This is a genomic window from Roseateles noduli (assembly GCF_050626985.1).
In the GTDB taxonomy this organism is placed as follows: Bacteria; Pseudomonadota; Gammaproteobacteria; order Burkholderiales; family Burkholderiaceae_C; genus Roseateles; species Roseateles noduli_A.
Map to the genome: position 1 here is coordinate 2,323,037 of NZ_CP192463.1, position 14,104 is coordinate 2,337,140.

Genomic DNA, 14,104 nt, shown 5'->3' on the forward strand with positions numbered 1-14,104 from the left:
CCTCGATGCCCGACAGCCCCGCCGAATCCTCTTGCGCCGCACAGACTCCTGACAAGCCGACGTGGGACATCTTCTGCCGCGTCATCGACAACTACGGGGATCTCGGCGTGTGCCTGCGTCTGGCGCGCGATCTGGCGAGGCGCGGCGCGCAGGCGCGTCTGTGGAGCGACGACCTCTCGCCGCTGGCCTGGATGCAGCCGGAGCCGGTCGAGGGCCTGTCCTGCCGGCCCTGGGCCGACAGCGTGCGCGCCGAGCCGGGCGATGTCGTCGTCGAGACCTTCGGCTGCGAGCTGCCGGAGGCGTTCGTCGCGGCGATGGCCGCACGGCCGGTGACGCCGGCGTGGATCAACCTCGAATACCTCAGCGCGGAAAGCTACGTCGAACGCAGCCACGCATTGAGGTCGCCGCAGTTCTCCGGCCCTGGTGCCGGCCTGGAGAAGCGTTTCTTCTACCCGGGCTTCAACGAGCGCACCGGCGGACTGCTGCGCGAGCCCGGCCTCATCGAGGCGGCGAACTCGCATCACGGCGACGCCTGGCTCGCCGCGCGCGGCTGGGGACGCCAACCCGGCGAAAAGGTGTTGAGCCTGTTCGCGTATCCGCGGGCACCACTGGCCGAGTTCCTGGAAGCGCTGGGCCCGGGCTGGCTGCTGCTCCTCTGCCCCGGTGCGCCGCAGGCGGAAGCGCCGCCGCTGCTGCGAACGGGGCAGCGCGCGATCGCCCTGCCCCACTTGAGCCAGGCCGACTACGACCGGCTGCTGTGGTCGTGCGACCTCAACCTCGTGCGCGGCGAGGACTCCTTCGTCCGCGCGCAATGGGCCGGCCAGCCGATGCTCTGGCAGATCTATTTCCAGGACGACGGCGCCCACGGGCCGAAGCTGGAGGCCTTCCTCGCGCAGTCGCTGGCCGGCGCCCCCGAGGCGCTGCGCGCGCACTGGCGCGCCCTCTCCCGCGCCTGGAACGGCCTGGCGCCGTGGACATCGCAGGCCGCCGACGCGCTCCGCGAACTGACCGCCGCCAAGGCGCACGCGCGCGTCTGGCGTGCCGAACTGGGCGGGCAACCGGATCTGAGCTCACGGCTCCAGGCCTTCGCCGGGCTGTCGAGTGGCGCGTGAGGGGCCTTTCGGGCTAGAATGCGCGGCTTTTCCGCGTTCTGACTGCGCGGCTCCTCGAACAGCTCCAGGCCCTGGCCACGGGCTGCGGGATCCGATACGGAACGCCTCACACCGCCGGAACAGTTCGGATCTCCAAGCATCCAGATGACTGTGCCCGGACCCAATCTCCCGGAATCATCATGAAGATCGCTCAAGAAATTCGCGCCGGCAACGTGATCATGCACGGCAAGGACCCCATGGTCGTGCTGAAGACCGAGTACAGCCGCGGTGGCCGCAATGCCGCCACCGTGCGCATGAAGCTGAAGAGCCTGCTGAACAACTCGGGCACCGAAGTCGTCTTCAAGGCCGACGACAAGATGGACCAGATCATCCTGGAGAAGAAGGAGTGCACCTACACGTACTTCGCCGATCCGATGTATGTGTTCATGGACACCGAGTACAACCAGTTCGAGGTGGAAGCCGAGAACATGGGCGACGCCATCAACTACCTGCAGGACAGCATGGAAGTGGAAGTGGTGTTCTACGACGGCAAGGCCATCTCGGTGGAACTGCCGACCAGCGTCGTGCGTGAAGTGACCTGGACCGAGCCGGCCGTCAAGGGCGACACCTCGGGCAAGGTCCTGAAGCCCGCCAAGATCGCCACCGGTTTCGAGATCCCCGTGCCCATCTTCGTGGCGCAAGGCGACAACATCGAAATCGACACGCGTACGCACGAGTACCGCAAGCGCGTCTGAGACACCGCGACGGTGTCCCGGGCCTTCGCGGCCCGGCATCCACCGCCGGATCCGCGCACCAATGAAAAAGCAGCCCTCGGGCTGCTTTTCTGCTTTCCGTGACCCGATCTCCGGCCCGCCCCTCAGGGCGCCGCCGGGTCCGCCGGAATCAAGCCGCGGCGTGACGCTGCTTGCTCTTCTTCGGCTTGGCGTTCGCGACCTTCTTCGAGCCCGACTTGCCCGACGAGGCATGCTGCGCCGGCTTCTTCTTCGCGCCAGACTTCTTGGCGGCGGCGTGCTTGCCGCCCTGCTTCGCGGTCTTGCCGGTGGCCTTGTGCTTGCCGCCGGCCTTGGCCGGCTTGGCCGCGGGCGACGCCGGCGCGGCCATGTCGGCATGCGCGGCCGCGATCGGCGCCGTGGCGGGAGGCGCCGGCTGCGGCTGGGTTTGCGCCTGCGCGAGCGTGGTCAGCAGTGCGGTGCCCAGGACGGCGATCAACGACTTCATGTGGATTTCCTTCTTCGGGACGCGCCGACCGGGGCCGGCGCTCGTGATGATGAGGGGAGTCTAGCGGGCGGCCGGTGAAGGCCGCGTCAAACGAACTCGCCCTGACGTAACCATTTCGTGGCGACCCACTTCTCGCCCTCCACGACCGGCGCGCCGCCATGCAGCGTCAGCGTCGCGGGATCGGGCCGGTCGTAGCTGAAGAAGACCGCGTTGCCCTTCTGCGCCATCACGTCGAGCTTGATGTCGGGGAACACCGTCGCGCCGCCGCGCGGCGGCGTGTTCAGGTACATCACGATCGTCGCGACCCGCTGGCCGCCACGCTCCAGGATCGCCTTGCTGCTGGCGTGGCGCGGGTCGAAGTAGTCGTAGTGCGGCTGGTATTCGGCGCCGGCGCGGTAGCGCAGCACCTGCAGGCCCTCGCCGTTGCGGACCGGCCAGTTCAGCAGCGTCGCGATGCGACGCTCGATGCGGGCGACGACCTCGTTCTCGCCGCGCTCGAAGAACATGCCCTCGCTGGTGCGGGCCGAATTGACCTCGCTGCCTTCGCGCTGCGCCGCGACCGTCTCCGATCGCGCCAGGCGCTGGCCGGCGTTCGTGACGATCGCGTCGCATTCCTGCTCCGACAGCAGGTTCCCGAACACGATCACCCGCGGCCTCTGCAGCGCCATCAGGATCTCGACGCGGTGGCCGTCGGGCAGCAGCACGCTGCGCTGCTCGCCCAGGTCGGGCTCCGGCAGCGAGCCGGCTTCGATCGCGGGCTCCGGGATCTCGGGCAGCGCCAACGGCGCCTCGAAGGATCGATGCTCGGCCAGCGCCTGCTGCGCCATGTCGGGCTGCCAGCCGCTGGTCAGCATGGCCTGGTACAGCGCTTCGCGGGTAATGCCGTTGCGCAGCTGCGCGGCCACCCATTCGCGCAACTCCGGCGTGAGGTATTGCGAGTTACTCATATCCGCGACGGTATCAAACTGATCGGTGTCTGCCTGTATCCCGGTGTGCCCGACAAGGGGCGCCGCTTACGCTTCGCTGCGCATTCGCCATCGAGCCCCCGGCCATGACGCTGAGCCATGACGCTGGGCCATGACTCTGCCATCACTCGACGATACGACGGCGGAAGACGAGCCGCTCCGGCTCGCTCGCGTCGGGCGCATAGGCGTAGCCGTCGACGGCGAAGTCCTGCAATGTCGCCGGCGTGCCGATGCGATGCTGGATGGCATACCGCGCCATCAGGCCGCGCGCGCGCTTGGCGAAGAAGCTGATGATCTTGTAGCGGCCATTCTTCCAGTCCTCGAACTGGCATTCGATGACGCGCGGCTTCAGCACCTTGCGTGCGGCGGCCTTGAAGTACTCCTGCGACGCGAGGTTCACGATCACTGGCGACTGCAATTGCGCGCTCTGGGCGTTCAGATGCTCGGCAATCGTGTCGCCCCAGTAGGCGTAGAGGTTGCCGCCCTTGTCGTTCTTCAGCGCCGTGCCCATCTCGAGACGATAGGGTTGAAGCCGGTCCAGCGGCCGCAGCACGCCGTAAAGGCCGGACAGGATGGCCAGATGGCGCTGCGCCCACTGCAGGTCGTCCAGCGACAGGGTCGATGCCTGCAGTCCGTCGTACACGTCGCCATTGAATGCGAGCACGGCGGGCTTGCTGTTCCTGTCGGTGAAGCGTGTCGACCATGCGTGGTAGCGGGCGACGTTCAAGCTTGCGAGGGTTTCGGAGATGTCCATCAGCCCGCCGATGTCCGAGGTGGAGCGGGTCTTGAGGATCTCGATCAGTTCGGCCGATTGCGACACGAATTGCGGACGACTGGCCAGCGCGGCGACGGCGTCGGGTGTCGGAGTGTCGTAGTCCAGGGACTTCGCGGGGGAGATCACGAAAAGCATGGCCCGGATTGTCGCGCGTCCAGGACGCAAGACCTGCCACCCTCCCTCCTGATGGACGAAAGCCGCCCGAAGGCGGCTTGAGCGGAGTCACTGCGGCGGAGGATCACCCGGGGCCGGCGGAGCGGCCGAGCCCTGGACTGACTGGGGCGCCGTCTGTTCGAGCAAAGCGAACCGCAGGTGAGCGGCGCGAGTTGGCGCCCAGCGAGGCCGCTCCGCCGGCCCCGGGTGATCTTCCGCCGACGCTCGGTCGCGATTACTTCGCGAGCAGCGTATTGATCGCCGTGATGTCCTCAGGCCGCAACTGCCCCGACGCCTGACGCAGCTTGAGGCTGTTCACCAGCACGTCATAGCGCGCCTTGGCCAGGTCGCGCTGCGTCGTGTACAGCTGCGTCTGCGCATTGAGCACATCGAGGTTGACGCGCACGCCGACCTTGTAGCCGAGCTGCGTCGCTTCCAACGCCAGTTTCGAGGACGACTCGGCCGCCTCATACGCCTTCACCTGCGCCTGCAGCGACTGCACGCCGAAGAACGCGCGCTTGGTGCTCTCCTCGACGCTGCGGCGGGCGAAGTTGAGGTCGTTGCTGGATTTCTCCTCCAGCGACATCGTCTCCTTGATCCGATTGGTGATCTGACCGCCGGTATACACGGGCAGGTTCACCGACACGCCCAGCGAGCCCTGCTTGGTGTTGCCGGTGTAGCTGACGCCCTCGCCGGTCTGTCGCTGCACGCCCAGCGAGGCGTTCAGGTCGACGGTCGGCCAACGGGCGCCCTGGGCGCGCTCGATCTCGATCCTGGCGATGTCCAGGCCCAACTGGGCCTTGCGGATGGCCGGGTGGGCGCCTTCGGCCTGACTGACCCAGGGCTCCACCGACGATGGTGCCACCGGCGGCAACGCCACCGGCACGGCCAGCGGGCGCGGCTCGACGCCGACGCGCCCCACCAGCTGGTCCAGCGTCACGCGCTTGACGCGCAGGTCGTTGTCGGCGGCGAGTTCCTGCGCGGTCGCCAGGTCATAACGGGCCTGCGCTTCGCGGGTGTCGGTGATGGTGGCGGTGCCGACCTCGAAGTTGCGCTTGGCCGAGGCCAGCTGCTCCGCGATCGCGGCCTTGTTGGCGCTGGAGGTCGAGAGCGTGTCCTTGGCGGCCAGCACGTCGAAGTAGGCCTGCGCCACGCGGACGATCAGATCCTGCTCCGCCGTCTCCAGGTCGGACTGGGCGACGTCGACGCCCAGTCGGGCCTGCTCGATGCTGCCGGCGTTCGGACGGTTGAAGATCGCGTACTTCGCGCTCAATCCGGCGTTGCTGACCGTGTTGCCCTGCCAGCCGGAATTGACCGTGCCGCCCTGGCCGTTGGAGATGGCCGGCAGGTCCACCTCGTTGCGCGTCGCGCCCACGCCCAGGCCCACGCTGGGACGCGCCAGCGCCTGCGCCTGGCCGTAGCGGTACTGCGCCGAATCCGCCACCGCGCGCGCGGCGAGGAAGGTCGCGTCGTAGGCACGGGCCGCGTCGTACAGCTCTTGCAGGCTCTGCGCCTGGGCCGCGCCGGCCGCGAAGGCGAGCGCCGCGGCCAGGAGCGTGACCCGCGGCAGGCGGGAGATCGGAGACGGACGGCGTTCAGCGGCCATGAGGCATCCTCGTGTCGATGTGATGTTCTTCGGATCGATCCAACTGCGGACCGGCGCGGACAGGCCGCGACCGGGATTCAGTACCTCGGCACCGCCGGGTCGATCGCCTCCGATCCGACCCCGGTGCCGCGGGCGAGGTTATAGATCACCTCCCCCGCCTCTCTCGAAAGAAATGCGACGACTTGCAGTCTTCGCACCCCCTGACGGCAATTACGCGCGACGGGCTGCAAGCGTCGACTGCAGCGTCCTCAGAACGTGAAGTGCGAGCCCGTGTCGAAACCGTCCAGTCGTTGCACCACCGTCTCGAACAGGTTTTTCGTCGCGAACTCGCGCTCGCCGGTGCGGGTGATGATGCGCGCGGTCATCGCGGGCTCTTCCCCGACGATCACGCCCATGCGACCGCCGACCTTGAGCTGGTCCAGCAGCACCTGCGGCACCTGCGCCACCGAGCCCGACAGCAGGATCACGTCGAAAGGCGCCTCGCCGGGCAGGCCCTTGACGCCGTCGCCCTCGACCACCGTCACGTTCAGCACGCCGTTGCGGCGCAGCGCGTCGCGGGCGGCGCCGACCAGTTGCGGGTCCTGCTCGACGCTGAAGACCTGCTGCGCCTTGTGGCCCAGCAGCGCGGCCAGATAGCCCGCGCCGGTACCGATCTCCAGCACCTTCTCGTGGCGCTCGATCTGCAGCTCCTGCATCCACCGGGCCTCGACCCGCGGGGGCAGCATCTTGCGGCCATGGGCCAGCGGCAGCTCGACGTCGGTGAACGCCACGTTGCGGTAGGCGGCGGGCACGAAGTCCTCGCGCTTGACCACCGCCAGCAGGGCCAGCACCGAGGTGTCCAGCACATCCCAGGGGCGGATCTGCTGTTCGATCATGTTGAAGCGGGCTTGTTCGAAATTCATGTTCAGTCCTCTGGCGCCGCACGGCGCGCCAATGCGGGCGGTATTCTAGGCGGCCGGCCGGGGCGTGGCCGGATCGATGGGGCGGTGCGGGCGGTTGAGGAGTCCCTCGAACATCAATTCGAGCTGCAGCTTCAGCACCGTCTCGGGTTCGGGCTTGTGATCGTGCACCACGCCCGCCGCGCCGATCGAGTGCTGATGCAGCACCAGATGCAGCACCGGACCGATCAGCACCATCACGCAGGCATCGGGGTCCACGTCACGGAACTCGCCCGCGGCGACGCCCCGCCGGACGACCTCGGCCAGCAGCGCGCAACTGGGCTCGATGACCTCGTCGTTGTAGAACGCGGCCAGCTGCGGGAAGTTGCCGGCCTCGCTCATCATGATCTTGTGGATGCCGCCCGCCGGGGTCAGCCCCATGCGCTCCCACCAGCTCCACAGCATCCAGGTCAGCAGCTCCGCCATCGACCCCTGGTGCTTGCCGAGTTCCGAGACGCCTTCGGCGATCTTGGTGCCGATGGCCTCGCGCACCACCGCCTTGAAGAGCTCCTCCTTCGAGGGGTAGTACAGGTACAGCGTCCCCTTGGACACCCCCGCCTTGGCGGCGACCTCCTCCGAACGGGTGGCGGCGAAGCCCTTCTCGACGAACAGCGACAGCGCGGCCTCGAGCAGCTCCTGCGGCCGCGCCTCCTTCCGCCGCTGTCGAGGGGACGACGGCGCCGGGGCGGCGGTCTTGGCGGGGACGCGAGGCATGGTGGACGGCGGAGGACTAACTGACTAACCGGTCAGTAATGTAGCGGCGGGCTTTCGAGCCGGTCAAGCGCCCTCCCCGCAGGGCGCCCTTTTGAAGGGACTGCGGAAGGGACCGCGGGCCTTCACGCCCCCCTCACGCGAGACCGCCCATCCGGGTGCTGCACCGCCGCAAACCGGGTTCGAGCCACGGCTATGATCCCCGCCGACCCGCCTCCACCCCGAGCGAGGCGGCATTCTGGAGTCGTAGTTTGGACACTGTGCTGCTGATCAAGGCCGCGATCATGGGGATCGTCGAAGGCCTGACCGAATTCCTGCCCATCTCGTCGACCGGTCACCTGATCCTGACGGGCGCGCTGCTCGGCGGCTTCGAGGACGCCCGGGGCAAGGTGTTCGACATCGCGATCCAGACCGGGGCAATCCTGGCGGTGATCATCGTCTACTGGCAGCGCCTGCGCGAGACGGCCGCCGGCCTGGGCAGCGACGTCCGCGCCCGGCGCTTCGTGCTGAACGTGGCGATCGGTTTCCTGCCGGCGGTCATCCTGGGCCTGCTGTTCGGCAAGGTCATCAAGGAACACCTGTTCACCCCCATCGTGGTGGCGAGCACCTTCATCATCGGCGGCTTCATCATCCTGTGGGCCGAACGCCGGCAGCAGTCCGCCGTGCGCATCCAGGACGTGGACCAGATGTCGCCGATGGACGCGCTGAAGGTCGGTCTCGTGCAGTGCCTGGCGATGGTGCCGGGGACCAGCCGCTCCGGCGCGACCATCATCGGCGGCATGCTGCTGGGCCTGTCGCGCAAGGCGGCGACCGATTTCAGCTTCTTCCTGGCGATCCCGACGCTGATCGGCGCCGGCCTGTACAGCCTGTACAAGGAGCGCTCGGTGCTGTCGACCGGCGACATCCCGCTGTTCGCGGTCGGGCTGTTCTTCTCCTTCGTCAGCGCCTGGATCTGCGTGCGCTGGCTGCTGAAGTACATCGCCAGCCACAGCTTCGTGCCCTTCGCGTGGTACCGGATCGCCTTCGGCATCGTGGTGCTCGTCACCGCCTACACGGGCGTGATCGTCTGGGCTGAATGAGGCTCCCCCCTGCCGGCTTCGGCGGCCCCCAAGGGGGCGAGCCCGTAGGTCTGGCAGCGCCAGATCGCCGGGCTCCGCCTGAAAAGTCGGCCACCGACGGGGCCTCCGCCGGTGGCCCGGCGATTTCATCCGGCGGCAGCTAAAATTGGTCCCATGACCATCACGATCAAGACCGGCGCCGACATCGACGCCATGCGCATCGCCGGCCGACTGGCGTCCGAGGTGCTGGACATGCTGACCCCGCACGTCAAGCCGGGCGTCACGACCGACCACCTCGACAAGCTGGCCCACGACTACATCGTGAACGTGCAGCAGGGCATCCCCGCGCCGCTGAACTACCAGCCGCCCGGCTACACGCCCTACCCGAAGTCGATCTGCACCTCGATCAACCATCAGGTCTGCCACGGCATCCCCAACGACCGTCCGCTGAAGAACGGCGACATCGTCAACATCGACGTCACCGTCATCAAGGATGGCTGGCACGGCGACACGAGCCGGATGTTCGTCGTCGGCGAGGGCTCGATCGCGGCCAAGCGGCTGTGCAGCTTCACCTACGAGGCCATGTGGAAGGGCATCCAGAAGGTCAAGCCGGGCGCCAGACTGGGCGACATCGGCCATTCGATCCAGACCTTCGCGGAGAACGCCGGCTTCAGCGTCGTGCGCGAGTTCTGCGGCCACGGCATCGGCCAGAAGTTCCATGAGGAGCCGCAGGTGCTGCACTACGGTCGCCCCGGCACGCTCGAGGAACTGGTCCCCGGCATGGTCTTCACGATCGAGCCGATGATCAACGCCGGCCGGCGCGAGATCCGCGAGATGGGCGACGGCTGGACCATCGTCACCAAGGACCGCTCGCTGTCGGCGCAGTGGGAGCACACGGTGCTGGTCACCGAGACCGGCTTCGAGATCCTCACGCAGTCGGCCGGCACGCCGCCGCCGCCGGCCTTCGTCCAGCCCCAGGCCGTTCCGGCCTGATCCGCGCAGGTCGCCCATGAACGCCAGGACGCCCGGCGAGGTCGGCGTTTCTTCAGACGTCGCGTCGAGCGTTCCGTCGAACGTCCCGTCCGCCGCCCTGTCGGTCGCCGAACTGCGCCAGCACTTCAAGACCGGCAAGCAGCTTCTGCTGGACGACTTCGCGGCCGCCAAGGCCAGCGTGTCCGCGGCAGCGCGCCTGATGCGGCTGCTGGCCAAACACGTCGACGGCACGCTGCAGGCCTTGTGGACGCAATCGGGCATCGCCGCGGCGGCGCCCGAAGCCGCCCTGGTCGCGGTCGGCGGCTACGGACGTGGCGAGCTGTTCCCGCATTCGGACGTCGACGTCCTGCTGCTGCTGCCCGACACCTTGCCGGACGGCGTCACATCCGACCAGCCCGGTCCGCTCAAGCACGCGATCGAGGCCTTCATCACCGCCTGCTGGGACATCGGGCTGGAGATCGGCTCCTCGGTGCGCTCGGTCAAGGAATGCCTGGACGAGGCCGCCGGCGACGTCACGATCCAGACTGCGCTGCTGGAGTCCCGCTGGCTGGCGGGCGCCCGGCCGCTGGTCAAGCGCTTCGACCAGGCCTTCCGCGCAGCCGTCGATCCGCGCGCGTTCATGCGCGCCAAGACGCTGGAGATGCGCCAGCGCCACACCAAGTACGAAGAGACTCCGTACGCGCTCGAACCCAACATCAAGGAAAGCCCCGGCGGTCTGCGCGACCTGCAGGTGCTGATCTGGATCGCGCGAGGGGCCGGACTGGGCAAGACCTGGCCCCAGCTGGCCGCCAAAGGCCTGATCACGCCCTTCGAGGCGCGGCAGCTCCAGCGCAATGAGGGCGTGCTCAAGAGCATCCGCTGCCAGTTGCACCTGGCGGCGAAGCGGCGCGAGGACCGGCTGGTCTTCGACCTCCAGACCTCGGTGGCGGAACGCTTCGGCTACGAGTCGACGCGCTCGTTGCGGGCGTCCGAGAAGCTGATGCGCCGCTACTACTGGGCGGCCAAGGCGGTCACCCAGTTGAACCAGATCACGCTGCTGAACCTGGAAGAACAGATCAACGGCACCCTCGGCAAGGAGCTGCGGCCGGTGGACGAGCGCTTCCTGGAACGCAGCGGCATGTTGGAGATCGCGAGCGACGATCTCTACGAGCGCGAGCCGCACGCGATCCTCGAGACCTTCCTGATCTACCAGCAGACCCCGGGCATCAAGGGACTGTCGGCGAAGACGCTGCGCGCGCTCTACAACGCGCGCGGACAGATGAACAGCGCGTTCCGGCGCGATCCGGCCAATCGTGCGATGTTCATGCGCATCCTGGAGGAGCCGCAGGGCCAGACGCACGCCTTCCGGCTGATGAACCAGACCTCGGTGCTGGGCCGCTACCTGTGGGTGTTCCGGCGCATCGTCGGGCAGATGCAGCACGACCTGTTCCACGTCTACACGGTGGACCAGCACATCCTGATGGTGCTGCGCAACATCCGGCGCTTCTTCATCCCCGAGCACACGCACGAGTACCCGTTCTGCTCGCAGCTGGCGGCGCAGTTCGACCGGCCGTCGGCGCTTTATGTCGCGGCGCTGTTCCACGACATCGCCAAGGGTCGCGGCGGGGATCATTCCGACCTCGGCGCGGCCGAGGCCAAACGCTTCTGCCGCGCGCACGGGCTGCCGAAGGCGGACGCGGCGCTGGTCGTGTTCCTCGTCGAGCACCACCTGACGATGTCGCGCGTCGCGCAGAAGGAGGACCTGTCGGATCCCGAGGTCATCCAGCACTTCGCCCGGCTCGTCAAGGACGAGCGCACGCTGACGGCGCTCTACCTGCTGACGGTGGCCGACATCCGGGGGACCGGACCCAAGGTCTGGAACGCGTGGAAGGGCAAGCTGCTCGAGGACCTCTACCGGCTGACGCTGCGCGCGCTGGGCGGCGCGAAGCTGAATATGGCCGCCGAGATCGAGGCGCGCAAGCAGGAAGCGCGGCAGGAACTGGCGCTCAAGGCGCAGTTGCCGGGCACCGAGGACGCGTTGTGGAAGACGCTGGACCTGAGCTACTTCGCGCGTCATGACGCGCCCGACCTCGCCTGGCATGCGCGGGCGCTGTGGCGGCATGTCGAGAGCACCGTGCCCGTGGTCCACTCGCGGCCGTCGCCGGTCGGCGAAGGCCTGCAGGTGCTGGTCTACGCGAAGGACCAGCAGGACCTGTTCGCGCGGATCTGCGGCTATTTCGACAGCGCCGGCTTCAACATCCTCGACGCCAAGGTCCACACGACGCGCAGCGGTTACGCGCTCGACACCTTCCAGGTGATCGCGCCCGAGCTCGATCTGCACCACCGCGACCTGACCGCGCTGGTCGAGTCCAAGCTCGGCCAGGCGCTGGTCGCCCCGGGGCCGCTGCCCGAGCCCCGCAAGGGCCGGCTCTCGCGGCGCGTGAAGAGCTTCCCCTTCACGCCGCGCATCGCGCTGCGGCCCGATGAACGCGCGCAACGCTGGCTCCTGTCCGTCAGCGCCACCGACCGCGCGGGTCTGCTGTACGCCATCGCGCGGGTGCTGGCGCGGCATGGGATCAACCTGCAGCTCGCCAAGGTCTCGACCCTCGGCGAGCGCGTCGAAGACACGTTCCTGCTCGACGGCGCGGCGCTGCAGCAGAACAGGATGCAGCTGCAGATCGAAACCGAACTGCTGGACGCGCTCGCGGTGCAGTGAGGCGATGAGCCAGTACCACGTGATCCCGTCGGCCGAGGCCTTCGCCCGGCTCGATGGGTTCAGCAGCGTGATCGACGTGCGGTCGCCCGGGGAGTTCGAGGAAGACCACCTGCCCGGCGCCCTCAACTGGCCCGTGCTCGACAACGACGAGCGGCGCATCGTCGGTACGCTCTACCGGCAGGATCCGCTGGAAGCGCGCAAGCTCGGCGCGGCGATCGTCGCGCGCAACATCGCCAACCATCTCGATGCCAACCGGCCGCTGATGCGCAAGCATTGGCAGCCGCTGGTCTACTGCTGGCGCGGCGGCCAGCGGTCCGGCGCGATGAACTGGTTCCTGAACCAGATCGGGTTCAAGTCGCTGCAGTTGGTGGGGGGCTACAAGGCCTTCCGCGGCGAGGTGATCAAGACCCTGGCGGAGCAGCCGGCGAGATTCGACTTCGTCGTGCTGTGCGGGCGGACGGGATCGGGCAAGACGCGGCTGCTGCAGGCGCTTGCTGCCAGCGGCGAGCAGGTGCTGGACCTGGAGGCCATCGCGCGCCATCGCGGCTCGGTGCTGGGCGCACTGCCCGATCGGCCGCAGCCCAGTCAGAAGGCCTTCGATACGGCGTTGTGGCAGACGATGGTGAAACTCGATCCGTCACGGCCGGTGTTCGTCGAAAGCGAGAGCCGCAAGATCGGCGGCGTGCAGTTGCCCGAACCGCTTCATCTGCGATTGAGGCAGCACGGGCGCTGCGTCTGGATCGACATGGCCGACCCAGGGCGGGTGCAACTGCTGCTGGAAGACTACGCCCACTTCAAGGCGGATCCGCAGGCGTTCAACTCGCTCATCGGAGGGTTGGTCGCGCTGCGCGGCCGGGAACGCGTGGGGCGGTGGCAAGACATGGCACTCAGCGGACAGTGGGCGGAAGTCTTCGGGGAACTCATGCGGGACCACTACGACCCCGGTTACGAACGATCGCTCACCAACCACTTTCCGCAACTCGCCAATGCGCCGCGGGTCACCATGCTCGACGGTAGCGGGGGAGAAACCGGCAAGGCCGCTCAAGAAGTCATCGCGTTGGCTCGCGCGTGATGTCAGGCTTCCTCACCGCGTGAGAGCCCGCCGGGTCTCGGCCCGGCTGCCGAGTCCCTTTGTCAGCCGACAAAGGAACCAAAACGGCTCTGACGACGCTCATATGCGCTCGCTGTGTGGCCGTCGTCGCTCTCACGCTAACGCTCGCGAGACTCCTCCAACGATGCCCTCAAACGACCACCACCGGAGCCCTCGCACCACCTCTCTCTACAGGCTTGCTCGCTTCGCTCGTCGCGCCAGCCACTCAACGCGGTCCGCATCCGCCTTGCACGCTCGCCCCTAGCGGGGTCTCGCAGCGAAGCAGTCCTCTGTCGTTGTCGTGGCGGTGGTCGTGGCGGTGGCCGTTGCGGTTGCCGCTGCCGTCGAGTCGTGGTGTGATGAATGGCATCCGCCATCGATGGTGCGAGACTGGCTGGTGACGCTCCGATGGCGTCAGCGGGGAGGCGTCATGAAGCAACGGATCATGTACATCGAGTCGAAGAGTGGTGGACTCACTGGGCCAGCACGCATTGGTCGCGTCACGTTCTCGAAGACCGGCGCGACGCTGTACTACGACGGCAGGTCATTCCAGAGTCAGAAGGGCCAAGGCTTCAAGTCGAATTACTTCGACGTGGAAACGGGCGACATCTACTGGATCTCCGGTCCGCGCAAGGATGGACAGGACAGTCTCTACGCGACCCATCAACGACCTGCGGTCGATGCCGATGTCTGGGACGAGTACTGGACCGCGATACGCGGACACGAGCGGCCGCCGAAACGCCGAAACCTGGACGACCTCTGAACCAGACAGTCGAACGTGAGCCGCCGA

General features: G+C 67.7%; 13 protein-coding genes. 7 read left to right on the forward strand and 6 right to left on the reverse strand.

Annotation, left to right across the window (positions count from 1 at the left end; all coding sequences use genetic code 11):
- The first annotated feature begins 5 nt into the window (after positions 1–5).
- Together earP and efp are read left to right on the forward strand one after the other, a co-directional pair.
- Positions 6–1,112, forward strand: coding sequence for an elongation factor P maturation arginine rhamnosyltransferase EarP (earP, locus tag ACQ4L4_RS10110; protein WP_431104106.1), 1,107 nt, complete (start codon positions 6–8; stop codon positions 1,110–1,112).
- A gap of 179 nt (positions 1,113–1,291) precedes the next feature.
- Entirely contained in the window at positions 1,292–1,846 is a 555-nt protein-coding gene (efp, locus tag ACQ4L4_RS10115) for an elongation factor P (protein WP_088383725.1), read from the forward strand.
- Positions 1,847–1,994: 148 nt separating this feature from the next.
- Here efp and ACQ4L4_RS10120 read toward each other — a convergent pair whose 3' ends face one another.
- From ACQ4L4_RS10120 to ACQ4L4_RS10145, 6 genes are all read right to left on the reverse strand, one after another.
- A complete protein-coding gene (locus ACQ4L4_RS10120) occupies positions 1,995–2,330 on the reverse strand; it encodes a hypothetical protein (RefSeq protein ID WP_431104107.1) in 336 nt (111 codons plus the stop codon).
- Positions 2,331–2,416: 86 nt separating this feature from the next.
- Positions 2,417–3,277: a 2OG-Fe(II) oxygenase gene (locus ACQ4L4_RS10125; RefSeq protein WP_431104108.1), complete on the reverse strand. Its 861-nt coding sequence runs from the start codon at positions 3,275–3,277 to the stop codon at positions 2,417–2,419.
- A gap of 142 nt (positions 3,278–3,419) precedes the next feature.
- Positions 3,420–4,205 carry a peroxide stress protein YaaA gene (gene yaaA, locus ACQ4L4_RS10130; RefSeq protein WP_431104109.1) on the reverse strand — a complete coding sequence of 262 codons (786 nt, stop codon included), beginning with the start codon at positions 4,203–4,205 and terminating at the stop codon, positions 3,420–3,422.
- Positions 4,206–4,458: 253 nt separating this feature from the next.
- Entirely contained in the window at positions 4,459–5,829 is a 1,371-nt protein-coding gene (locus ACQ4L4_RS10135) for a TolC family outer membrane protein (RefSeq protein ID WP_431104110.1), read from the reverse strand.
- A gap of 248 nt (positions 5,830–6,077) precedes the next feature.
- Entirely contained in the window at positions 6,078–6,731 is a 654-nt protein-coding gene (locus tag ACQ4L4_RS10140; RefSeq protein WP_431104111.1) for a protein-L-isoaspartate O-methyltransferase family protein, read from the reverse strand.
- Between the two features lie 45 nt (positions 6,732–6,776).
- The gene (locus ACQ4L4_RS10145; protein ID WP_431104112.1) at positions 6,777–7,481 is read right to left on the reverse strand and encodes a TetR/AcrR family transcriptional regulator; all 705 of its coding nucleotides are present in this window, start codon (positions 7,479–7,481) and stop codon (positions 6,777–6,779) included.
- Positions 7,482–7,729: 248 nt separating this feature from the next.
- Here ACQ4L4_RS10145 and ACQ4L4_RS10150 point away from each other — a divergent pair, with 248 nt between their 5' ends.
- The 5 genes from ACQ4L4_RS10150 to ACQ4L4_RS10170 all read left to right on the forward strand — a co-directional run bounded on the left by ACQ4L4_RS10150 (position 7,730) and on the right by ACQ4L4_RS10170 (position 14,077).
- Complete coding sequence (locus tag ACQ4L4_RS10150) at positions 7,730–8,557, forward strand: undecaprenyl-diphosphate phosphatase (RefSeq protein ID WP_377154240.1); 828 nt, start codon at positions 7,730–7,732, stop codon at positions 8,555–8,557.
- 153 nt (positions 8,558–8,710) lie between these two features.
- Complete coding sequence (gene map / locus ACQ4L4_RS10155) at positions 8,711–9,529, forward strand: type I methionyl aminopeptidase (protein WP_377154237.1); 819 nt, start codon at positions 8,711–8,713, stop codon at positions 9,527–9,529.
- 16 nt (positions 9,530–9,545) lie between these two features.
- Positions 9,546–12,224: a [protein-PII] uridylyltransferase gene (locus tag ACQ4L4_RS10160; RefSeq protein WP_431104113.1), complete on the forward strand. Its 2,679-nt coding sequence runs from the start codon at positions 9,546–9,548 to the stop codon at positions 12,222–12,224.
- A 4-nt stretch (positions 12,225–12,228) separates the two neighbouring features.
- Positions 12,229–13,296, forward strand: coding sequence for a tRNA 2-selenouridine(34) synthase MnmH (gene mnmH, locus ACQ4L4_RS10165; protein WP_431104114.1), 1,068 nt, complete (start codon positions 12,229–12,231; stop codon positions 13,294–13,296).
- Positions 13,297–13,744: 448 nt separating this feature from the next.
- Positions 13,745–14,077 carry a 1-deoxy-D-xylulose-5-phosphate synthase gene (locus ACQ4L4_RS10170; RefSeq protein WP_431104115.1) on the forward strand — a complete coding sequence of 111 codons (333 nt, stop codon included), beginning with the start codon at positions 13,745–13,747 and terminating at the stop codon, positions 14,075–14,077.
- The last annotated feature ends 27 nt before the right edge of the window (positions 14,078–14,104 follow it).